The organism is Pirellulales bacterium (assembly GCA_033762255.1).
Lineage (GTDB): Bacteria > Planctomycetota > Planctomycetia > Pirellulales > JALHPA01 > JANRLT01.
The window spans coordinates 1-22,734 of sequence record JANRLT010000059.1 but is presented as its reverse complement, the minus strand read 5'-3'; the positions used below and the strand labels follow the sequence as shown (position 1 = coordinate 22,734).

Genomic DNA, 22,734 nt, shown 5'->3' with positions numbered 1-22,734 from the left:
CGGCGGGCCTTTTTATGCTTTGCTGGCGACAAAGCGGGGTTGGGCATTTAACTTTTCCACGAGCTGCGTCACCACGGTGCGGGCCTGAAATTGGCGCGCGGCGGAGAGGGCGTTGTGGACTAACTGGGCCTGACGGGCGGGATTGGCCGCCAGGGCGTCGATACGCGCGCGCAAGAGAGCGTGGTCTGGCTGGTCGACGATCTCGGCGCAGTCATGTTCGGCCAGCCACGCGTTCAAATAGCTGTGCGGCGGGCTAAACGCCACAATGGGCCGGCCGGACAGCAAATACGGAATTGTTCGCGTGGGAAAAATTGTTTCGTACTCGATGGGCGTCAAGCCGCCGCTAAAACCATGCGGCAACAGCAGCAGGTCATTATCCCGCAGCTTGCCGGGTAAATCCTCGTCGCTGGGGGATGTGTGGTCGATCCGTTCGCCGACAAAACCGACCTTTTGTAAAAACCAGGAACTGGAATTGGAATAAATGTTCCATTCATAGCGGCTGTCGGCGGCAACCAGCGCGCGAAACCGATGCAGCGCGTCGAGATTGGATTCATTGACCGAGCCTAAAAAGCCCACGCGAATGCGCCCGGTTTGCCAGGGGGGGAGCGACTCAAAGGGAGGGATTGGCTCGGCAAAGGTATGCACCAGCGGCGTAAACGCCTGCCCGGGGTACAGTTTTTCCAGACCACGCTGCATCCCCGCGCTCATCACAAAGACCTGTTCGGAACGGGCAAAGACCCGCGGCTGCAGGTAATCGGCAATCCACCGCCGCCAACCGGTTCGATTTTCCCGGTAGGTGTTGTGAAAAAAAGTATAGAGTGGCAGTTGGGTCCATTCCGCCGCCAGATACGCGGAAAATAGCAGCAGCTCATCCGGAAAATTGCAAAAAATCGCCTGGCAGCCATTCTGGAGAATGACCCGCGCGATGCGCCGCGCGGTTTGCCGGATAAAGAGCCACTTGAGCCAATGCACATATTGCTGGCCGCGCGGAGGCCAAGTCCATTTGCGGCAAACAAAATGCACGGGAAAGCCCCCCTCCATCGAGGTCTGGTCCGGTGGATTATCGGGCCAAAACTCTGCCCCGACGACCACATCCCGCGGGTCAAGCTGGCTTAGTAAATTCTTGATCACAAACGCCCCGGCGATTGGTACCGGCGGAACCGTTGGCACCAAAAACAGCAACTTGCGACGCAGACGCAGCCGTTCACCGGGGAAGGTGTGGGCTGGTAACTCCGCGGGGGCGGTCAGGGTCTCGCTCATGTGGGGGTGGGTCACGATCGTTATCTAAGCCGTGTGTTCCAAGTACCAGGCATATGTGCGGGCGATCCCCTCGCGCAGGCCCACGCGCGGCTGCCAGCCAAGGCGGGTGATGCGTCCCACGTCGAGCAGCTTGCGGGGGGTGCCGTCAGGCTTGCTGGCGTCAAACTGCAATTCCCCCCGATAGCCCACGATTTCCTGGATGAGTTCCGCCAATTCACGAATCGTCAGGTCGCTGCCGCAGCCGACATTGATCAGCGGATCGGACAGATGTTGCTGGAGCAGAAAAATCGCCGCGGCGGCCAGGTCATCCACATATAAAAATTCGCGCCGCGGCGTCCCCGTCCCCCAAATCGTGACCGCGGGACTGCCGTTTTGCTTGGCCTCGTGAAACTTCCTGATCAAGGCTGGCAGCACATGCGAGTTGTGTGGATCAAAATTATCCCCCGGACCATACAAATTGGTGGGCATCAGGCAGACGCAGGAAAAGCCGTATTGCCGCTGGTACGCGCGGCACATTTCGACTCCGGCGATCTTGGCCAGGGCATAAGCGGAATTGGTCGGCTCCAGCGGACCAGTCAAAAGCGAATCCTCGCTAATGGGCTGGGGCGCCAGTTTGGGATAGATGCAGGAAGAGCCTAAAAATAGCAGTTTTTCGCAACCATGACGGTAGGCCGCGTCTATGACGTGTGTCTGAATGAGCAAGTTTTCATGGATAAATTCCGCCGGGTAGGTGTTGTTGGCATGGATGCCACCCACCTTGGCCGCGGCCAAAATGACGTACTCGGGACGCTCCGCCGCAAAAAATCGCGCCACCGCCGCGCCATCTAGCAAGTCCAGCTCCGACCGCGGGCGGGTCAGGATGGCGGTATGCCCCTGGGCGCGCAGCGCGCGGGTGATGGCGGAACCAACCAGTCCACGGTGGCCCGCCACAAAAACCTTTGCCGATGGCTGCATATTCGTTGGGCTAAGAGTCAAGGGGCTGATGTTTTTCGGCGAAATGCGTTATTCGGCGATATGCGCCGTCAGCCGGTATCCCGCGCGGCGAAGAGTTTCTTCCTGCAGGGCTTCTTCCAGGTCGTTTTCGTACATCCGGCGTACAAGCTCCTCAAAGCTTATCTCCGGTTCCCAGCCCAGTAATCGCTTGCACTTGGAGGGATCCCCCAGCAGATAATCAACCTCGGTCGGGCGAAAATACCGGGGATCGATCTCGACGTGTTTTTGCCAGTCCAGATCGGCCAGGGCAAAGGCCTGCTCCACAAAATCCCGGACGGAATGGGCCTGCCCCATGGCCACCACATAATCGTTTGGCTCCTCTTGCTGCAACATCAACCACATCGCGCGGACGTAATCCTGGGCGTGGCCCCAGTCCCGTTTGGCGTCCAGATTGCCCAGAAAGAGCTTGTCCTGTAGGCCGAGTTTGATGCGGGCGACGGCGCGGGTGATTTTGCGGGTAACAAAGGTTTCGCCGCGGCGTTCGCTTTCATGGTTAAAGAGAATGCCATTACAAATGAACAAGTTGTAGGCTTCGCGGTAATTTTTGCAAAAGTAAAACGCGGCGACCTTGGCCACGGCGTAGGGGCTGCGGGGGTAAAAGGGGGTGTTCTCGTCCTGGGGGGGTGGGGAAGCGCCGAACATCTCGCTGGAACCTGCCTGGTAAAACCGGACATCGCGGCCGGTCGCGCGGTTGTGATCGCGGATGGATTCGAGCAGTCGCAGCACGCCGGTGGCGACGATGTCCGCGGTGTATTCGGCTTTTTCAAAGGATACCTTGACGTGCGATTGCGCGGCCAGATTGTAAATTTCGTCTGGTTGCACGGCCTCGATAATGCGGCGCAGGCAGGTCCCGTCGGCCAGGTCCCCATAGTGCAAAAACAGCTTGGTGCCGACCGTGTGCGGATCCTGATAAATGGGATCGATTCGTTTAGTGTTAAAGCTGCTGGAGCGGCGAATGATGCCATGCACCTCGTACCCCTTGTCAAGGAGCAACTCCGCCAAGTAAGAGCCATCCTGGCCGGTGATTCCCGTGATCAAAGCGCGTTTCATTTTCATGCGAGTCGGACTGGTCCTAGGGTGGCAAAGTGAAATATTGGCGGGCCGCGGGCGCGAGTGCCACGCCGCGAAAAAAAGCTAGCGGGGTCGGAGGATCGCGTGGTTGGACAATTTACCCCGTTCGTAGTAATGCAGTTCCAACTGATCGGGACTGACCTTGAGCGAGCCCAAGCGTCGGAGCGGATCATTGGGATTGTTCATTGATAATTTGACTTCGCTCCCTTCGATCTCCCAACGGGAAAAGATCTGCGAGCGAACCCGATTGTTCGGAAAAAACTGCATTTCCTGGGGAGCCTTTTGCGGTTCATTATCCCAGGTAAAGACCCACACCGTGGAGGTTAAAATTTGGGTCAGGTATTTTGCGCGGGTGGCGTCCTGGGCGATGGCCTCGTTCATGAATTCTTGAATTCGCTTGTCGACCTTTACGCCATCCAGCCCTTCCAGCTTGCCTTTGAGAGAGAGGTAGATTTCTCCGGCGTGCTGCTTGATCAGATTCTTGGAAGAGTCCTTGTATTTGTCGGATAAGAGCCACCAATCTTCCGCCAGGGCAAATCTGACCAGGGGATCCGCGGGAGTGTCTAATTCGCGTTTGGCCAAATCCGCCAAGACCGCGTCCTCCCCCAGTGCCAAATGGGTCAGGCCAATCGAGAAATTTCCCTTTACAAAGCACAGATATTCCCCCCACGCGGTATTCGCGGCGGGGTCCTCGGGCGCGGTCTGCAACCGCGCCTTGGAATCCTTGACCTTGTTATAGTGGGAACGGTGGAGATTTAGTTCCTTGAGCTTATTTGATAGATAAGACACCGTCGCCACCACATTTAACTTGCGGGCCAATCCCTGCGCGATCGTGGTGACGCGTATCGCCAGATCGTATTCATCATTAAGTTGGCTGGCTTCGACGGTTTGTTTCATCTGGTCCGACAGCGCCAGGTAATACTCCTTTGGCTTGTTCGTTTGACTGGCCAGCTTGGCAAAGAGGTCCGCCCGCTCTTCGTCGCCATCCACTTCATATTTTTTGATGATCAGGTCATTGGCCCGCAGCGCGAGCTGCACATCCCCTCCTTGGACCGCCAAATCCCGCGTTTCCATCAATAGGACGTACTCCGTGACGGGGTCGGTCTTGGTGTTGGAGGTGCTAGCAAAGAGCTTTTTAGCCAACGCCAATTTATCCGGATCCTTATCTTGCTTGTATTCTTCCTTAAATAGCTCGCGGATTTCCCGCATCTTGGGGGCAATTTGTTCTTTTGTGGGGACCGGCAGACGCTGGGCCTGGACCGGGGAGACGGGGGGCGTCACCGCGGGTGGAGTTGATGTCGCGGAGTTCTCCGGGGGCAATGGATTCTCTGGCGGCGTGGGGGATGTCGGCAAATTGGTGGTGGTGCCCGGCGCGAGGTCAACTCCCTTTAACTCGGGGGGGGCATTTCCAGAGGGTTGATCAGCCGGGGGAACAACCGGGATCACCGTCTTTGGCGGAAGATTCTTTTGTGGCTGATCCGTTGATGGTTCAGTTACCTCCGGTTGGGGAATATTCTTAGCATCACCGGGGTTGTCAGGGAGTGGCGTTGCCGGATTTTGGGAAACGGGCGTCGTATCCGCGGAATCCGTGGAAGTATTGGAAGGGGAGGGGACAGCTTTTTTGGGTTTAGCTTTGGCCACCGTGGGTGGGGTTGCGGGTCCCGTACTGCTTTTGATGATGTAATACATCAAACCGCCGCAAAAGATCGTCAAGACCGCCAAAACCACCCACGCGATATTAAATGCCGGAGCCTTGCGATTGGCCCCCAAATTGGTCGTTTGGCCCGTGTCAATCAATACCGATGATCGCGGCGAGGAATAAGGATTTTCCCGGGGCGACGCGGTGCCACCGTTGACGCCGCTTGGAGCGTTCTTGGATGGGGTGCCAGCGGCATTTGGATTGGTTGTGACCGAATGTTGGCCATTCCCCGCGGCTAGACCGGGGGAAACGGCGGTGGATTGCCGATTTGCCCCGTTGCTGGACATCTTTTGTTGTAAGCGAGTATCGTACTCCGCTTTGCGTTCGGGCTTTAACAGGCAGAGCCGCGCGCTGGAAAGTTCATTCAGCAACTTGCGGGCGGCATCCGCCTGTTCTCCCGCCTGAAAGTTGCGTAGATGGGCCATTTGCCGATCCGCGGCCAGGGAAATAACGTTGGCGTCGGGTTCAAAGAGTTCCAGCCCCAGCAAACGGTAATGATTGACCGGTCGCTCGGGATCGCGAATACCCAGCCATTCCACATAAGGATCAAAGGTTTTATTCATTTTTTTGGCCCGACCGGTTAATCCCCCACCGCCGATTAACTTCTATTAGAATTGCAGATTGACGGAAAAGTTTCAACAAACGCGCGGGAAAGTTCCCAAAATCGACAAAATAAGGCACTCTACACGGCAATTTTTACAGTTAATTTGGGTAAATAAAAGTCGTACCAAAAAAGATGCCAAAATAGCCCAATTCCGCTAAAAAACTTAAACCACCCGGCGAAATTGCTCGCGAAACCATAGCCAATCCGGCAGCCGCATCCGAAAAAAGTGGGTCTTGTGCGGACGGGTGAGCCATTTGTATAGACCCAGTGCCAATAGCGCACTGCAAAAATACCCCAGGGAGGACGCCAGCGCCGCACCAGTGATCCCCCAATGTGGCATAAACCAGAGCATGGCCCAGCAGGTCCCCAGGCCGATGATCGTACCGGCGACGGTGGTCACGCTGGAAAGGCCGGGACGGCCCACCGCCCCAAAGTATTTGGTGATGACCTTGGTCGTGGTCAGAAACAAGGTGCCCGGCAAAAGCCAGAGTAACGGCTGCACGGCGGGTTGAAATTTTGGACCGTACAATAGCGGGATAAGCCAGGGAGATGCCGCGGCCGCCCCGCCAATGAGCGCCAACATAACCCAAAAGAGGACCCGATGCACGCGTTCGGTTAATTGCACGCGCACGGTGTCCTGGCGTTCCGCCGAAAGTTTGTTAAAGAGCACATAGTTGAGCGAATCGGGGATATTCCATAGGATTTCGCTCAGTGTCACCGCCAGGCCGTACTGGCCCAGATCGGCCTTGGAGACGAAATAACTCAGAATCCATTGATCGCCACGCAAATTCAACCGTGTGGTAATATCCCCCCACCAGACCTTCCAGCCATACGTGAGGCTATCGCTGGTAAATGCCTGGTTCCACCAACGTTCCGGGGTGTAGTTACTCCACAGTTGCCAGATAAGGATGACAGTCTGAAAAAGCGTTGCCAGGATATAAGCCAAAAGCGCCCCCCATAGCGGATGGATGAACCACGCTTGAGGGTCCAGGAATGCCCGGTGCGCGGCCCAGGGCCAAACCACCAATAAGAGTACTTGTAGGGCAAAGGGAGCGCAGATGGAGACTAAATGCTGCAGGTTGCTGGCTCCAAAACGGGAATCACCCACCAAGACCCGCGTTCCCATCAGGTACATTCCCTGCAGGGGAAGGATGAGCAGGGTCGCGGCAATAAACGCGCTGGGCAATTCCTCGGCAATTCCCCCGAGCAAATTGAGCGGATATAAAATTGCCGCCAGGGCCAACACCATCAACCCCTGCAGCGCGCCAAACCCCAGCACCGTCGGCCAAATTTGCGCCGCGGTATAACGCCGTGAGCTAAGCAAATAAATTGTCGCTCCCCCCAGGCCGAGCGTGGCAATCGGCAGCCATAATCCATTAAACAATAGCAAATACCGGTACCCCCCCAGCGACTCATCCCCCAGGGTCCGGGCCAGCACCAGGCTAGAGACCAATCCCAGCGGGAGGCTAATTAACCGCGTGACCAAGGTCAGCAGCGAATTGCGGGCGGCGCTGACGGGCGCTGCGGGCGTGGGTTGAGTCGGGGCACTCATGCGGCAGGATGGTTATCTGCGGAGTGACTGTCGGAGGAGTGATGTGCGCTTTCCGCCAGCCAGTTGCTTAAAAAATCACACTCCCAACCACGCGATACCAAAATCAAATCCACGCAAATTGGCCCCTCCCCCAGAATCATGTGCCAATCGTCTAAATTAGCGGTGGGCAAGGGACGCAATTGACCGTTATGGCAAAGGGCTATCAGGCTGGCCTGGGCGGCTAGTTCCGCCACAAATTCCCCCGCGTCGATCCCCAGACGGGGAAAAAACTCTTCGTTGAATTCGATGATTCCCAGCCATTGGCCACAGGTGGCCAGTGTTTGCCGCATTCCGCGCAAGACGGGGGGCTCGTACCCTTCGACATCGATCTTAAACAGCAAACGGTCTGCCGGGGTAAGCTGTCCCGCCCAGAGGCCGTCCACGCTGACGCAGGGAACGGTGCGGGAGGTCACACCGGGACGACTGGGATCCAAAATGGCCGAGGAACTGCCGGACCATTTTTCGTTGATATAAAAGTTCTCTTCTCCGGCGGCTTGCTCCCCGGCAAGTGCGTACACAAATTGCAACTGCGTGGCATTGGGGTGAATCTGACGCGAGCGTTCAAGCCAGCGGGTAAGGGCGGGATTTGCCTCGATGCCCAGGATTTTGGTCGCGGGGGGATACGTCTCCGCCAGGACGATCTCGCCGTAATTGAGGCCAATATCCAGAACGGCGGTGGGACGCAGTTCGGCGCAGGCGGACTTCCAAAAGCGTTTTAAAAATGGCTGGCCGGCTGCTCTGTTTTTTAAGAGCGCTAGCCCGCGGTTTTCCAGGGGATCGACAAAGATTTGCCGCTCTGTACCGGGGAGAGTAACACAATCGGGCCGCCAGCGGCCGTACAGTCGCCATAACAGCGTGTCATCGGCCAGACGCTGGACGCCGGGCAATTTCTTGACCATGCGCCACAGCGGAATCACGCCCGGGATGGATCTCAGGGAACTTGTCAAACCGGTGCTAATGGAACTGCCTCTGTGAAACCTGTGCGAAAATCTTTACCGACACTATCCCCTATCCAACCACTACCCACTATCCATCCCCCACTACCTACTCGTTAGCCGGAACGGATTGGCCCGCAGGCTCCAGTGCAGGGCAAATCGTTCCTTGCCAGGCTGGCCCCGGCGGCGGCAATGATAGCCATGCACGTTGGCGATAACCAGCGTGTTTTTTGGCACGGTCAGGACGGTCTCGGTCAACCCCAATGCGGTCAACTCTTCCGGTGTGATCCGCCGCGAGCCTTTGTTATTGCTAGTGCTTTCTTGGTACAGATAAGCCAGCGACTTGGGCGTGAGCAAATGCGACCGCTTGACCGCGACCAGCGGGCCGTGTTCTTCGGCGACGTCCTCGAGATACAACCAAGCTTTATGGGTGTGAAAAAAAATATCGCTATGCATGTCGGTTTCAGGGTCTTTTTCCTCGCCCAGGGGACCCTGCACCAGATGTTCGTAGGCGTGATTGCCTATGGTGTAGTCCAGTTTGCGTTTTTCCGCGCACTGCATGAGTTGGACCAACCGCCGATCCTGATAAAACCGGCCAATCGCCGGATACTTGGCAAAATCCCGGCTAGTGTCAAAGGTCGTCAATTCTAATTGATTGGGGCCGTGGTGCAGGGTCTTGTGCTTTAGTTCGGCATCGGCGGATAGTTGCCGGGACTCGGACTGGACGGCGGCAAACTCCGCATCCGGCAAAAATTCGGGTAATACCACCAGGCCATCGGATAGCAACTCGCGCGCGGCGGATTGCAGATCGCTGTCCACCGGTAGCGAGCGAAATTTGTACATTCCCCGCGCGATCATGGTGCGCATCACCTGGATACCCATCCGATTGAGCAACGGACTAGGAACGGTTTTGTCCCCGCTAAACATGCGGGCGAAAGAGGTCAGGGGGTTGGCCATGGGAAGACTCCGGTTGAAAAGATAGGCGATAATCCGCTTGGCGGGATGATTGGTACGAGTTAAATGGCGCTAGGGGCTGATGCAGGGGCTAAAAATTGGGCTGGTTCGCCGCTGGGGGGCGAAGCTTCGGCAAGGAGCATGTGGCACAATTTTTCCGCCAAAAAATCCTCGGTCTTGTGGAGTGATTCCCGGGTATTCCCCCCGATGTGTGGCGTAATCAATAAATTATCATGCGTTTGGGCGTATTGAATCAGCGGGTGGGCGGCCATGCCCGTGGAGCGTTCGTCCCGCAGGACATCGACCGCCGCGCCCGCCAGATGACCCGTTTGCAGGGAATCCAGCAACGCCGCTTCATCGATCAGCTCTCCGCGGGCTGTATTTATAAAATAGGCCCCGGGGCGCATCGCCGCAAAGTGCCGCGCACCAAAAAAACCGTCATTTTCCGAGGTGTAGTCGGCGTGCAGACTCACAATCTCCGCCTGGGCCAGTAATTCCCGCTCGCTTACGACTGAAATTTCCGGAGCCACATCCGCCTGCCGCAACGATGGCCCGCAGGTCAACACGCGCAAGTCCATCGCGTGCAAGTATTTGGCCACCTGGCTTCCCAACCGGCCATAACCGACAATTCCCGCCGTCAGACCGGCTAGCTCGCGCCCTTCAAATAAATCGCGATTCCAGCCGCCAGCCAGTGGGTGTGCCACAGCCCTCGGCAGATGCCGCACCAGGGCCAGGATAAGCCCCAGGGTGAGTTCGGCGGTTGCGCGAATTTGGCGTAAAAAGTCAACTTCCCCCCGTAGCGAGACGACCCGCACACCGGCGTTGGCGGCCGCGGCCAGGTCGATATGATTCAGTCCCGTGGTGTTGGTCATGACCCACCGCAACCGGGGGGCGGCGCGAAAGACGGCTTGGTCAATCTGGTTGCGCAAACGCACCCACAAAGCATCATAAGGGGCGATGGACGATAATAACGCGGCGCGGTCCAAGTCGGCACAGGTCACGGTGAAATGACGTTGCAACGTCGCTAGGGCGCGGGGGCTAAAGCGGTCGGACTCGGCGATGAGGAGTTGGAGGGACACGCTGCTGGTAACTGGTTTTTGGTATTTGGTTGCTGGTATTTGGTATTTGCTAAGACTCACTACTCACCATCCACTATCCACTCACTCCCCACTCACCTGCTGGTACCGCAACAATTGCTCGACCATAAACAAATCAAACGGTTCATCCACGTTCCAAGCCCGCTCGACCGGCATCAGCCACGCCCGGCAGTCCGTCCCCTGAATAGAGTTTTGCTCCATCAGGATGGTCATCCGGGTGACATAGACCGACCCATCACGCAGGTAATAAGGGGGCAGATCTTGGCGGCGCTGGCCTTCAAACTGCTCGGCAAACGGGGGATTGACCACGCGCCGCTGCGGATCGAGTTGTTTCATCCGGGCGGGATGGCGCTCCCCCACGGGGACAAAACTAATCACCGAATCCGCCCCGCTGGTGATTAATAATTCGATCGCTCCGTCAATATCGCTGACTAACCGCAACGGATTGGTTGGCTGCAAAATAAACACACCATCGTATTCATCTCCCTGGTCGGCTAGTCGACGCACCACATCTTGCAATACCGGCAACGTGGGCGTGTCATCGGCGGCCAATTCAGCCGGGCGTAAAAATGGCACTTCCAGGCCCAGCTTTTCCCCCACGGCGGCAATTTCCGGGCAATCGGTCGATAGCACCACTCGCGTCAACTGGCTAGCCAGGGCCGCCTGGGCCGTATAGGCCAAGAGCGGCTGGCCCAGCAGGGGGGCTAGGTTTTTGCGAGGGATCCCTTTGGATCCGCCGCGGGCGGTAACAATGCCAAGGATACGCATGGAGGGGAGAAAGGGAGTAGTGGAGTTTGGAGGAGTGGAGGAAGGAAGTTGCGATATTCAGGTTTTCACCAGTAACCAAATACCAGTTACCCCTCGTTTACATAATGCAGGCGCTTTTGGATATAGGGCGTTAACGTGGCGATCCCAGCGGCGATGCGCTCGGCCACGTGGCCGTCGCCATAGAGCGTGCTGGGGGGATAACGTCCGTGCTCCAATTGGCGGCGAATCGTGGCCTCGATTTCGGTGGCGATGGGCCTGACCGGAATGACATGCTGGTCATGTTCGCGCCCTTCTTGGCGATTGCCCACGAGAACGACCGGCGTGCCAAAGTACCCCGCGTCCCGCACAAAGCTGCTGGAGTTGCCAATCGCGCAGGCGGTGTTGGCCAACACCTTTAAATAATTTTCCGGCGAGAGGTTGGTCATGGTCCGCAGCCAGTCGGGCCTGCGCTGGTCGCGATAGACCCGGATCGCCTTGCCAATATGGTCCGAACCGGCGTCGATATTTGGCCAAAGCAAAACCGTGGGCCTGCGAATGGCAAAGATCGCATCCAGGAGCGCTTCCATTTGAGCCCGCTCGCCGCCAAATTCCGTCGTCGTGGGGTGAAATAACACCAGCAAGAACGGTTGCGTGACGTCAATTTGCGAGCCGGCCCCCCGTGCATTGATAATTTCCGGCGCAAGGGAGCGGTCAAACACACGTGCGATATCGCTAGAGGGACAACCCACCCCCAGGATCGAATCGGGACGTTCTCCCATCCGCAGCAGATATTCGCTGCTTCTTTTGGTGCTGGGAAAATGAAAATGGGCAAATTTGCTGATGGCGTGACGGGCGGATTCGTCAATCGAACCGGTGACCTCCCCTCCCTGGATATGGACGATCGTCAGGTTCATGTAGGCGGCGGCGATAGCCGCGGCTAACGCTTCGTACCGGTCACCAATGATCAACACCACATCGGGTTTAAGGCGCTGAAATTCGTTGGTAAATTCCACAATCCCAAAGCCCACGCTTTTGGCCATCGTGGCGGGGACGGATCCTTCCAGTTCCATATAAACTTCGCCGTCAATGGGAAAGCCATCCCCCCGGACAATATTGACCGGTTGTTGAAACCGCTCGAGCACCATCGTTCCCGCGGCGATCACCTGCAACTGCAACGCGGCATGATCTTGCAAAGCGTGCATCACAGGCTTTAACCGGCCATAATTGGCGCGATCCACCAGGACAACACACACCTTACGCAAGGGCGAAGTCACGGAACTCATAGGCGATGAATTGTATTCCTAAAAAACTGTAAATCAGACCAGCGTCGCCGCGATGGATTATTGGTCAAAGGGTAAAAAATCCCCCTCTGAGAGCAACGTGTCCCGCACGACCGCATGTGCCAGCACCCGACCCGCCACCGATCCTAATTGAGCCGCGGGAATGCCCGAACCTGGCTTTTTTAGTGCCAAATCCGCCAGCGACAGACGATGTCCGGCGGGCAAATCCGCCGCGGCAACCACACTCTTGCCAAAGACTTGACGCAAACCAGCTAGCTCCACCGCTCCCGCGTCCTTATCTACTGCGCTGCTGGTGGCGGCTTCTAAAAAACGAACCCCTGCGACAAGTTGGGAAAATTCGGCGGTAGTCAACGAGGCGGGAACGTCCGGGCCAAAACACTCGCGGCTAAAGACAATGTGCGCTTCAAGTAAATTAGCTCCAAAGCAGACCCCTCCCAATCCAGCATAAATAGTCCCGGAATGATCGCTCAGGCCCACGGGACAGCGATATCGGGCTTGCAACTGTGGCAGCACATTCAGGCCGACGCGCTCGGGCGGACAGGGATAGGCGGTCGTGCACTGAAAAACCGCCAGTGCGCCGTCGGGTCCCCGGGGATTGGCCCCCCACACCGTGGCCACAGCCTGGTCCAGGGTTGACCAATCCGCCAAGCCGGTGGAGAGCAGCACCGGTTTGCCGGTCGCGGCCATTTGGCTCAGCAGCGGCAGCGTGCCAATTTCTCCGGAACCGACTTTCCAGGCGGGCATCTCTAGTTTTTCCAGCAATTCCACGGCCGCCGCCGAAAAAGCCGATGATAAGAAAATCAGCCCCCGGTCCAGCGCGTGTTGCCGCAGACCGGCCCATTGTTCGGGGGTGAATTCCATCCGCCGCCAATAATCATAACGGTTGGCGTCTTGGCGGGAAAACTTGACGCGAAACGGCTCTGACGGGGTGGATTCCGCGGCGGCGATATGTGTTTGAAACTTAACCGCGTCCGCCCCGCATGCCGCCGCCGCGTCAATATAGGCATGCGCAGTCCCCAAACTGCCATCATGCGCTTGCGCGACTTCGGCGATGATCAGGCAGGGATGTCCCGCGCCCACGGTCAGTGCGGCGATTTGAATGGTGTCGGACAAAGTTAATTTACGGTAGGAACGTGCAACCAACCATTTGTTATGTGTTTGATCCCGACAGGCTCGGCGCGCACTCCGTTCCCGTGGGTGTCACCGGACAACCATAACTGCTTAAAATGTATGAACTTGTCATTGCCAACTTGTATCGCCAACGCCGCACACGAGTGGCGTCGCGGCGGCTTTACTTAGTCTGGTTTACCGCCAAAGTCACTCACGGTGGCACCGCTTTGTGCGAAGGGACTGGCTGAGCGCGGCAGCGGCTCTCCCTTTCCGCTAGAAGCGTGCTTCCCTTCGACCAAGTGGCCATTGCTCTGCCCCACACGTTCAGGATTTGTCGTGGAAGGGGAGGTCACCTGGACGGGAAGGGGTGCGACCGCGGTCCAGTCCCCCGTGGGTGCGCTAGTCACCGCCGCAAAAGTGGCCTGGGTGGTATTCCATAAACTGGCAAACGGGATCAATTGTGGACCGCCGCTAGCCACACGCGCCAAGAACTGGGCCATTTCAGCGTGATGCCCCTTGTCTTGGGCCCATAAGTTTTGTTTGCTAAATTTAGGCCAACCGTAACCGGTCAAGCTGCGAAAATTGTCCAGTTCCAACACTTGGCCTTGGCAAAAAATCGTGATGCGCTCCTTGGCAAAACTTTTGTGTCCATTAACCAGATACTGCAACACGCCGACCGACCCATCCGCCAGACTCAGCGTGAGGGACTGATGATCGGCCGCGGTGTCGGCGGACCCTTTGGCGTTGGCCTGGACCGCGGTGATCGGCTGACCTAGTAAAAAGCTAAGCAGATCAAACCAGTGACACCCTTCGCCAATGATGCGCCCGCCGCCGCTGGATTTATCAACGGTCCAGTGGTCTCCCGGCAGCGCGCCCGCGTTGATCAACATGTGCACTGTTGCCGGCTCGCTGCGTGTGGCTAGCAATTTTTGGATGGTCACCGCATGGGGGGAAAAACGCCGGTTAAATCCCACCAATAGTTGCTGGTCGGGGTGCGCCGCATGTGCCGCCGCGACAGCGGCTAGTCCCGCCTGGTCGATCGCCAGCGGTTTTTCCACAAAGACGTGCTTGCCCGCTTGCAATGCCTCAACCACCATCCCCGCGTGCTGCTGATGCCGCGTCATGATGCAGACCGCATTGACCGAGGGGTCCGCCAGGATGGTGTGATAATCGCTGGTGCTAGTTGCAAAGCCAAACTTGCGGGCCGCATGCGCGGCGCTCAGACCGCGGGCGCTGGCTATCCCCGCCAGTTGGACGCCGGTCGGTTTGATCGCCGGCAATAAGACCCGCGTGGCAAACCCCCCCGCCCCAATCATGCCTAGTCGCACCGAACCGACCCCCCGTGTGGGATGGTCGGCGGCGGGTAGGGAAATCACGGTATCTATCTGCGAGGTAGCGGCGGATGGGGGCTGATGCGGAACGGCAAGCGTTCCCGCGACTGGGGGAATCGATTGTAAAGTTGCGCTAGCGCGTCCCCGAGCGTCGGTCCGGGGAGTGGCCACGACCGAATGCCGGGCGACCGGCTCCGCGGGATAATGCAGGACGATCCCCAGTTGATTGCGATCCTGGGAAAGCAACTGATAGGCTTGCTCGGCATCGTCAAAGGGAATGCGGCTGCTGATGAGCGACCGGACGTTCAATTTGCCGCGGGACATTTGCTCAAGCACCGCCGCGATATTGCGCTGTTCCGTCCAGCGCACGTAGGGATACGGATAATCCAGCCCCCGATCTTCATAATTCGGATCATAGCGCCCCGGGCCGTAGCTGCAACTGACCTGAAATGTCAGTTCTTTCTTATAAAAATCGGCCCGGTCGAGATTCAGATTGACCACGCCCACCAGGACAATTTTTCCCCGTTTACGGCTGATTTCCGCCGCTTGATGGACAATTTGGTCTTGTTTGGCGCTCGCGGTGATGAGCACGCCATCGACCCCTTCGCCCTGGCTAAATCCCAGTCCCGCGGCGATCGGGTCACCACCGCTTCCCACGTTGACCACTTCCGCCCCCAGGCTTTGGGCCAGGGCCAATCGCTGGGGATCCACATCAATCCCCAGCACCCGGACGCCGCTGTTGACCAGCATTTGCACCGTCACCAACCCGATCAAACCCAAGCCAAAAACCGCCACATTATCGCCGATGCCTGGTTGCAATAACCGGATCCCCTGCAACCCAATCGCGGATAAGACGGCGTAGCTGGCTTCCTCGTCGCTGACGTTATCTGGAATTTTGGCACAGAGATTCTTGGGAACGGCCACCACATGCGCGTGTCCGCCATTACTGACTACCCGGTCCCCCGCGGCAAAATTGGCGACCCCCGCGCCTACTTCCAGGACGACCCCCGCATTGCAATAACCCAGGGGGAGCGGCTCGTCCAATTTGGCAAAGACCGCCTCCAGCGTGGGCCAGAGGCCGTCAGTTTTGATCTTGTTCCAGACTTGGCGGACGCGATCGGGGTTTTGGCGGGCTTTTTGCCAAAGGCTAGCCTTGCCAAATTCGACCAAAAAGCGCTCGGTCCCCGCGGATATAAGACTGGCGCGCGTTTGGATTAGCAACTGCCCCGCCCCGGCCTGGGGGCAGGGGATTTCCAGCAGTTCCAACACACCGGAACGAAGATGTTGCACCAATTGCTTCACAAAGCTATCGCCAAAACAAGGGAAGACGCCACCGCTCTTTTTTGCCGCTCCGTGGCCTTTACCCGCCAGCTCCCAGGCAGGGAAAAACAACTCACTCTCCCAAAGCCAGACTCCCACAAGCCTGTTTCAGCGAAATGCCAAATTAAAAACGGCAGATTTCATTGAAATGGTTGTCATTTGTATCTATCTGCTGACTTGACCCTTGCGGCTGACAGCCCCCCAGCGAAGAGTCCTCTAGTATACCACGTAACAAGTCGAGCTAAAGGCGTCGCAGACGTATAAATCGTTTCCTGATGAGGAGTTGACGCAAATCACATACAAAAATCACAAGGAAAATGCTTGTAATTGTTAGATTCCCAACAACCCTTCCCGCGGACCGGCCCAGGAATCCTTTTGCGACGCAGGGTTGGAATGTGGAATCAACCGCATAATTGTTACATTTCTCAAATCCGTTCAATTACCCTCGACAATCTACCCCCGTTCAACCCGGGTCACGAACAAAAATCATTCCCTATCCAATGGCGTTGCTTGTGCCAACAACTGCGGCCACTTTCAGCGTGATCGTTGAACCTCTAAAATTCGGATAGCTCCTCTTCACAAAACCTAGACAATGTGCCCGTGTAATAATTTTTCCCCTTAGCCGGTCCCATTCCCAGTTATGAACTTTACCGAAGAAGACACCTTGTGGATGGCGCGGGCGGTGGAATTGGCTGCTCGTGGGGAAGGCTATGTGGAGCCAAACCCCCAGGTTGGGTGCTTGATTGTCAAAAATGGTCAAGTAGTGGCCGAGGGCTGGCATCAACAGTACGGTGGACCTCATGCCGAAGTTCACGCTTTGCGCCTGGCGGGAGAATCAGCACGGGGGAGCACTGTTTACGTAACCCTAGAACCTTGTTGCCATTACGGCAAAACACCCCCCTGCACCGAGGCTCTCATTGCCGCGGGTGTCTCGCGCGTCGTCTTTGCCAGCGGGGATCCCCATCCAGCGGTTAATGGGGGAGGGCGGCAGGCACTAGTAACGGCGGGAATCGCCGTAGAGGCGGGTCTGCTGGAACGGGACGCCAACCGGTTGAATGCCCCGTATTTCAAGCGTTTAGCCACCGGCCTCCCGTGGGTCATTGCCAAATGGGCGATGACACTTGACGGCAAAATTGCTGCTTCCACCGGCCACAGCCAGTGGATCACCGGTGAACCTGCGCGCCAGGCCGTGCACCGCCTGCGGGGTCGGATGGACGCGATTTTGGTCGGTGGCGGCACCGCCCGGCGGGATGATCCGCTACTTACCGCCCGGCCTCCAGGACCGCGACGGGCGTTGCGGGTAATTTTGGATTCAAAGGCCCAATTGGCCAGCGAAAGTCAACTGCTGACAACCGCGCGGGAGGTGCCGCTGCTGGTGGTGGTGGGCCCCGATGCCAAGGAGCGGGAATTGCGGCGACTGCAGGCCGCCGGAGCCGAAATCTTTACCACCGCCGCGGGAAATCCCACCGAGCATTGGGGGGAAATCTTGGCCGAATTGGGTCGACGCAACGTCACGAATTTGCTGGTAGAAGGGGGGAGTCGCGTACTAGGATCATTGCACGACGCCGGACGGATCGACGAAGTCTGGGCGTTCATCGCGCCCAAGCTGGTCGGGGGCTTTTTGGCCCCGACCCCCTTTGCCGGGCATGGACTCGAGCAAATTCCCGCAAAAACGGCGTTTAGCGAGCATCAATGGCGCGTGCTGGGAGAGGATTTATGGTTTACCGGCCGATTACAAAAAGCCTAACGTGCTCCTCTCAGTCCTCTGAGAGAAGCAACCACGACGCGCAGCAAAGCGTGGGGCCTCGTGGCATTTGGTTTTTAGTTGATGGAATTTTGCTTTGCACCGACGCGTACAAAGACGCCACTGGGTGGCGGAATGCAGTTCCGGAAGAGCGTCATCTTTATAGCAACCGTCCCCATAACACAAATTCCATTCTTAATTTTTAATTTACAATTACGTCTCGCCCAGCGTTTCATCAAATCGCAGGCGGTTGCCAAAGGGGTCGATTAGCTCCATGCAGAGCGAGTTGTGAAACGTCTGTTCAATGCCGGGACGTAAATGGGGATAGTTTTTGGCCAGGAGTTCCGCGTGGTATTCCCGCAGGCCGCTTACGCGCAGAAAGACTGTCGAGCCGGGACAGCAGTCCCCATGATGTTCAGTCAAATGGAGCGTGCAGCCGGCCCAGGATATCTGCATATAGGCTGGCAGCGTCGGCTCAAACCGATGCACCCAATCGACGGTGAACCCCAGCCAGTCGCGATAAAACGCGAGCGCGCGGGCCTCATCAAAAATCCGCAAGATCGGGATGGTGGAGTGAATGAGCATGGGAGGGGTATGAAAATTCAGTATACTGAAAAGCGGGAATTAAGACCTGAACTCTGTAGGCCGAACACACAAACGGCGAATTCGTCGACTTCGGAAGATACGTAAAACGCGGGGAAATCCCAACTTGTGTCGGTCGATCACACAAACGGCGAATTCGCCAACGCAGCAGAATTTTGCCACCGTGCCAGCGGGGTCGTTGTGTCGGTCGATCACACAAACGGCGAATTCGCCAACATATTTCCCCACGGCGGCGGCACGGTGCTGTGGGAGTAGTGTCGGTCGATCACACAAACGGCGAATTCGCCAACAAGCAAGCCGAATCTTAGTCGCTTTTCATCGAGGGGTGTCGGTCGATCACACAAACGGCGAATTCGCCAACTCGGTACCAGCCGTCAAACCGCCGCGAGAATTCTCTAGTGTCGGTCGATCACACAAACGGCGAATTCGCCAACCTTACCGGCAGCAACCTGAACAGCAGTAGTCCTCTAGTGTCGGTCGATCACACAAACGGCGAATTCGCCAACGCACAACCATCGCACACCCCGTAATACAAAAGAGATGTGTCGGTCGATCACACAAACGGCGAATTCGCCAACCGGTATGCTCCAGCCCCATCGGGTTGCCGTCACTCCCGTGTCGGTCGATCACACAAACGGCGAATTCGCCAACGAAAATGGTGATACCACGTCCCGAAAATGCCACGATCCGTGTCGGTCGATCACACAAACGGCGAATTCGCCAACGGCGTCTTTGCATCTCCTTATTGCCAAGTGACTTACAACCAAGTTTGCGAGCGGTCCCCAAAAATAAACAATTCTCGAATTATTTATTAACGGATTAAGTTACTCAAGACGTTAAACCAGGGCGTTTATGAACTGCGAGCGGTGAAGTGTTCTTTCGCTCCACCTCGTCGCTCGCACGCATCATGCGTCACGAACTCGTCGCAAATTCGCACATTCAATTGCCAAACAGCATGTCGTCGTTCGACGTTTTTGTGATAGACCCCGTCATTGTCCTGACCGCCCTAGGAAGGCAAGCCAACCCAGGTAGAACTTCCTTAGGCGCGAACGCCGTAGAAGTCAGTCAATCTTGACACTCAAAAATGACGGCTATTGGCAATCATTTCACCTATAGTGAATTGGCGGGATGGTCGCTAACCCACCCTTGCTCCAACTAAAAACTTAGCACAACTAGAAGGGAGTATCAACTACCGGAGAAAAACGATGAATTTTCATTAAGCGGTTCAGAAGTTCCCGTTCCAATGATTCCAGCACTTGCCGCTTCAATGGTGGCGTGAGCTTGTTCCAGTCCAGAAAAGACTGGATTGCGGCTTCTTCATGGAGATACCGCCGATGCAAGTTGAGAGCCGCATTATGGTCGGCATTGGCTTGATAGCCACACATACAAGCAAATAGCTTTTCCACCTTACCAAAATTAATTTCGATGCGTTTTGTGTCGGGATTTCGACTTACCGAATACCGACGTCCCAATGCGCCACACCGCGAACAGACTTGCGATGTGCCGATGGGGGGGATTGGAATAAGTCGTCCTTATATAACCTGCATCATCTGCCAGTTCTTGCAAGCGATTGATCAATTGCCCACGATTCCAAGCGGCAAGGGCACGATTAATACCTCTTTCTTTCTCGGCATCGGGTATAAGTCCTTCCAGCTTCTCGATTAAGATAATGTCCGCGCGTGGCAATGTATTTCCGGATTTATCTTTGTGATTATCTGTGTTCCATGCAAAATTAATGATCCTACGCGCAGCTTTCTTAAAGCGATCCTGACCCATATTTGTGATATGTGACTGTAATTCAAGATGCGATTCCTCACCCTTGATGGGCTTGCCGCGTTGTTGTCGAAGTTTGCGGATTTTTTTCTTGTGACGGCTAATATGATCCAACACGGGACCACCATGCTGGTCGTCCAGCCAAATACTACGCGATCTGAGCACTTGGATCTGCCCCTGATCGTAACGGCAAATCGTGGCAAAACCGACATGCCGTAAGCCGATATCCACGGAACAAACGACCAAGCCATCCGGTAAATTCGTTTTTTTACGTTTTTTTCCTGATTTGGTCAGATCAGTAGTTTCCGACCAGGTGATATTGCGCGCCCGCTCTGTTAACTCTAAATCTGAAATGTTGCAAGTAAACACAAGGTACGGCGTGGCGGATTTTAGCGACCCATTTGGATGCAGTTTCACATTTTTGAAGATGAGTTTAACGCCACTAATTTCTGCTGGTCGCCAACGCCGTAAATGGGTGTCGTAAAATTCATAACCTGGCTTGGCATGAAGAGCTCCCTTATGTTTACCACGACGTATTGTCTTTGTTACTAAAACTGACCTAAATCGCGATAATCTAGGATCGGCTCGGAATATCAACTCCAAAAATTCAACAGGATATTCACCTGCGGTAACCGGACCCGTGAGCAATAGGAGCATTAAACTACCGCAGTCATTGGTTGTGCTTGGCAACTGCAGATTGTTGTAACCAACAGGTTTGGTCTGTGGTGCACTAAACACCAGCCAACGTGGGTGCTTTGTGGCATGCGGCAGGGTAAATGTAGGACGATGGTCAAAACCATCAGGATGGCGTTTCCTTTTTCTGCGACGCACATACTCACGCTCGTATTCGCCATGCAGTCTGTCAAGTGCAGCAAGTTCAGGATTGGCTTTCCAAAACTCTGCTGCTTCAACTGAACGCGTTTTCCAAGGCTTTGCCCGGCGGATTTTCTCAACTGCCTCTGTCGATAGCTCGCTTATTATTGGTTTCCCACCGCGCCATGCGGCTAATTCAGGATGATTTTTCAGCCACTCCAGATACAAATGCCAGCGACCGCGACGTTTACTGATTTTTCCACCCACTGATTTTTCAAACGCATCGAATTTTTCGCGTAGCGACAAATACAACTGATGTTCGGGCACGGCTTCCCAAGCGGACTTTCTGCTGAGCCATTCCTGGTGATTCGCTTTCCAGAGTGCCACTAATTCAGAATGTCCGCGTATGATGGCCACAGCCTCAGTGATGAGTTTACAAATTAGAAAATTAGGGAGATCAGCAAGTTGTTCATGCAGCCTCTGCAATGGTTTCCAGCCTTTGACAAATTCATCAAAACTCGACTGGTAGGCTTGCACCAACTGGGGATCCTTTTCCAAGTATGAATTTAACGCATTCCGTGCCGTTGTATTCCTAGCGCTCGAATTCATGGCCTTTAAGACGAGGTCATAAGCATTCTTGGCATCTTGCATAAGCAAACCTTGGGCGAACACTTGGGCAAGCATTTGTCGCTCCGGCGTGTCCTCAATTTGGCCCTTACGCAACTTAAAAATCGACTTAATTACCAGGGGCAAGCGTTCGTGAAACACCGCATGAGTTCGCCATAAATGTTCTAGTGTTTCTTTATTGCAGACTATTCGACTTTGTATTGCACGTGTGCCCATAATGCGAAATTTTCTTTGAAGACTGAAATATCAAACGTTGTCTCAACTCATCAGTAGCCAAGGAACAATATTTTGCAATTTAATTTGGGGAAATTCAAATAAAAAAACCCTTCCTCTCTGGCAAGAGGAAGGGCTTATCAATGGATTTGGTTGTTGATGTTACATGTAACACATCCGAGGATGCGGTACGTTGCTCTTATTTTGCCGACAGGACTGTCTCCATAATGCTTTGTTGGTAAAAAACCAACAAGGCTGGTACCAGGTCGATTCAGAGGATCGTGAGATCATGAATTGACCAATGGTAGATTTTCCTTAGAAAGGAGGTGATCCAGCCGCAGGTTCCCCTACGGCTACCTTGTTACGACTTAGTCCCAATCACGGAGTTCATCTTAGGCGCTTTGCTCCTTGCGGTTGCGACGGCGCTGTCGGATGCCCCCCACTTTCGTGGCTTGACGGGCGGTGTGTACAAGGCTCAGGAACACATTCACCGCGGTATGCTGACCCGCGATTACTAGCGATTCCGGCTTCATGAAGGCGGGTTGCAGCCTTCAATCCGAACTGGGGCATGTTTTTTGGGTTTTGCTTGCTCTCACGAGTTTGCGTCCCTTTGTACATGCCATTGTAGGACGTGTGCAGCCCTAGCCATAAAGGCCATGAGGACTTGACGTCATCCCCACCTTCCTCCGGTTTAACACCGGCAGTCTCCTTAGAGTCCCCGACTTTACTCGCTGGCAACTAAGGACAAGGGTTTCGCTCGTTAAGCGACTTAACGCGACATCTCACGACACGAGCTGACGACAGCCATGCAGCACCTGTGCGGTTCGCGTATTGCTACGCCAGCGACTTTCATCGCCTGAACACCGCATGTCAAGACTAGGATAAGGTTCTTCGCGTAGCCTCGAATTAAGCCACATCCTCCACCGCTTGTGTGAGCCCCCGTCAATT

16 protein-coding genes, 1 rRNA gene and 1 CRISPR repeat array are annotated in these 22,734 nt (G+C 55.7%); of the genes, 1 reads left to right on the top strand and 16 read right to left on the bottom strand.

Features of this window, described 5'->3' with window-relative positions; translation table 11 throughout:
* Window positions 1–12 precede the first annotated feature (12 nt).
* The 12 genes from SFX18_16005 to SFX18_15950 all read right to left on the bottom strand — a co-directional run bounded on the left by SFX18_16005 (window position 13) and on the right by SFX18_15950 (window position 16,085).
* Window positions 13–1,275 (bottom strand): hypothetical protein, encoded by a 1,263-nt coding sequence (locus SFX18_16005; protein MDX1964654.1) that lies wholly within the window; start codon window positions 1,273–1,275, stop codon window positions 13–15.
* A gap of 9 nt (window positions 1,276–1,284) precedes the next feature.
* Window positions 1,285–2,214, bottom strand: a complete 930-nt coding sequence (locus SFX18_16000) for a GDP-L-fucose synthase (protein ID MDX1964653.1) — start codon at window positions 2,212–2,214, stop codon at window positions 1,285–1,287.
* Window positions 2,215–2,262: 48 nt separating this feature from the next.
* Entirely contained in the window at window positions 2,263–3,303 is a 1,041-nt protein-coding gene (gmd, locus tag SFX18_15995; GenBank protein MDX1964652.1) for a GDP-mannose 4,6-dehydratase, read from the bottom strand.
* An 84-nt stretch (window positions 3,304–3,387) separates the two neighbouring features.
* Complete coding sequence (locus SFX18_15990) at window positions 3,388–5,586, bottom strand: hypothetical protein (GenBank protein ID MDX1964651.1); 2,199 nt, start codon at window positions 5,584–5,586, stop codon at window positions 3,388–3,390.
* A 204-nt stretch (window positions 5,587–5,790) separates the two neighbouring features.
* Window positions 5,791–7,179, bottom strand: a complete 1,389-nt coding sequence (locus SFX18_15985) for a flippase (protein MDX1964650.1) — start codon at window positions 7,177–7,179, stop codon at window positions 5,791–5,793.
* A complete protein-coding gene (locus SFX18_15980; protein MDX1964649.1) occupies window positions 7,176–8,117 on the bottom strand; it encodes an FkbM family methyltransferase in 942 nt (313 codons plus the stop codon). Before SFX18_15980 ends, SFX18_15985 begins: the two co-directional genes overlap by 4 nt.
* A 141-nt stretch (window positions 8,118–8,258) precedes the next feature.
* On the bottom strand, window positions 8,259–9,110 hold the full coding sequence (locus SFX18_15975; protein ID MDX1964648.1) for a phytanoyl-CoA dioxygenase family protein: 852 nt from the start codon (window positions 9,108–9,110) through the stop codon (window positions 8,259–8,261).
* Window positions 9,111–9,169: 59 nt separating this feature from the next.
* Window positions 9,170–10,186 carry an NAD(P)-dependent oxidoreductase gene (locus SFX18_15970; protein MDX1964647.1) on the bottom strand — a complete coding sequence of 339 codons (1,017 nt, stop codon included), beginning with the start codon at window positions 10,184–10,186 and terminating at the stop codon, window positions 9,170–9,172.
* Between the two features lie 81 nt (window positions 10,187–10,267).
* On the bottom strand, window positions 10,268–10,972 hold the full coding sequence (locus SFX18_15965) for an acylneuraminate cytidylyltransferase family protein (GenBank protein MDX1964646.1): 705 nt from the start codon (window positions 10,970–10,972) through the stop codon (window positions 10,268–10,270).
* Between the two features lie 86 nt (window positions 10,973–11,058).
* Window positions 11,059–12,234 (bottom strand): UDP-N-acetylglucosamine 2-epimerase, encoded by a 1,176-nt coding sequence (gene neuC / locus SFX18_15960; protein MDX1964645.1) that lies wholly within the window; start codon window positions 12,232–12,234, stop codon window positions 11,059–11,061.
* A 57-nt stretch (window positions 12,235–12,291) separates the two neighbouring features.
* On the bottom strand, window positions 12,292–13,365 hold the full coding sequence (locus tag SFX18_15955; GenBank protein MDX1964644.1) for an N-acetylneuraminate synthase family protein: 1,074 nt from the start codon (window positions 13,363–13,365) through the stop codon (window positions 12,292–12,294).
* Window positions 13,366–13,547: 182 nt separating this feature from the next.
* Window positions 13,548–16,085: a bi-domain-containing oxidoreductase gene (locus tag SFX18_15950; GenBank protein ID MDX1964643.1), complete on the bottom strand. Its 2,538-nt coding sequence runs from the start codon at window positions 16,083–16,085 to the stop codon at window positions 13,548–13,550.
* 568 nt (window positions 16,086–16,653) lie between these two features.
* Here SFX18_15950 and ribD point away from each other — a divergent pair.
* On the top strand, window positions 16,654–17,760 hold the full coding sequence (gene ribD / locus SFX18_15945) for a bifunctional diaminohydroxyphosphoribosylaminopyrimidine deaminase/5-amino-6-(5-phosphoribosylamino)uracil reductase RibD (protein MDX1964642.1): 1,107 nt from the start codon (window positions 16,654–16,656) through the stop codon (window positions 17,758–17,760).
* Between the two features lie 210 nt (window positions 17,761–17,970).
* Here the strand turns inward: ribD and SFX18_15940 are convergent, their stop codons facing one another.
* The 4 genes from SFX18_15940 to SFX18_15925 all read right to left on the bottom strand — a co-directional run.
* Complete coding sequence (locus SFX18_15940; protein ID MDX1964641.1) at window positions 17,971–18,342, bottom strand: glyoxalase superfamily protein; 372 nt, start codon at window positions 18,340–18,342, stop codon at window positions 17,971–17,973.
* A gap of 53 nt (window positions 18,343–18,395) precedes the next feature.
* Window positions 18,396–19,085: direct repeats of the CRISPR family, unit length 36 nt; unit sequence GTGTCGGTCGATCACACAAACGGCGAATTCGCCAAC.
* Window positions 19,086–19,532: 447 nt separating this feature from the next.
* Window positions 19,533–19,745 carry a hypothetical protein gene (locus tag SFX18_15935; protein ID MDX1964640.1) on the bottom strand — a complete coding sequence of 71 codons (213 nt, stop codon included), beginning with the start codon at window positions 19,743–19,745 and terminating at the stop codon, window positions 19,533–19,535.
* A 31-nt stretch (window positions 19,746–19,776) separates the two neighbouring features.
* Window positions 19,777–21,789, bottom strand: coding sequence for a hypothetical protein (locus tag SFX18_15930; GenBank protein ID MDX1964639.1), 2,013 nt, complete (start codon window positions 21,787–21,789; stop codon window positions 19,777–19,779).
* A gap of 316 nt (window positions 21,790–22,105) precedes the next feature.
* Window positions 22,106–22,734: ribosomal RNA gene (locus SFX18_15925) — 16S ribosomal RNA — on the bottom strand; the annotation flags it as partial.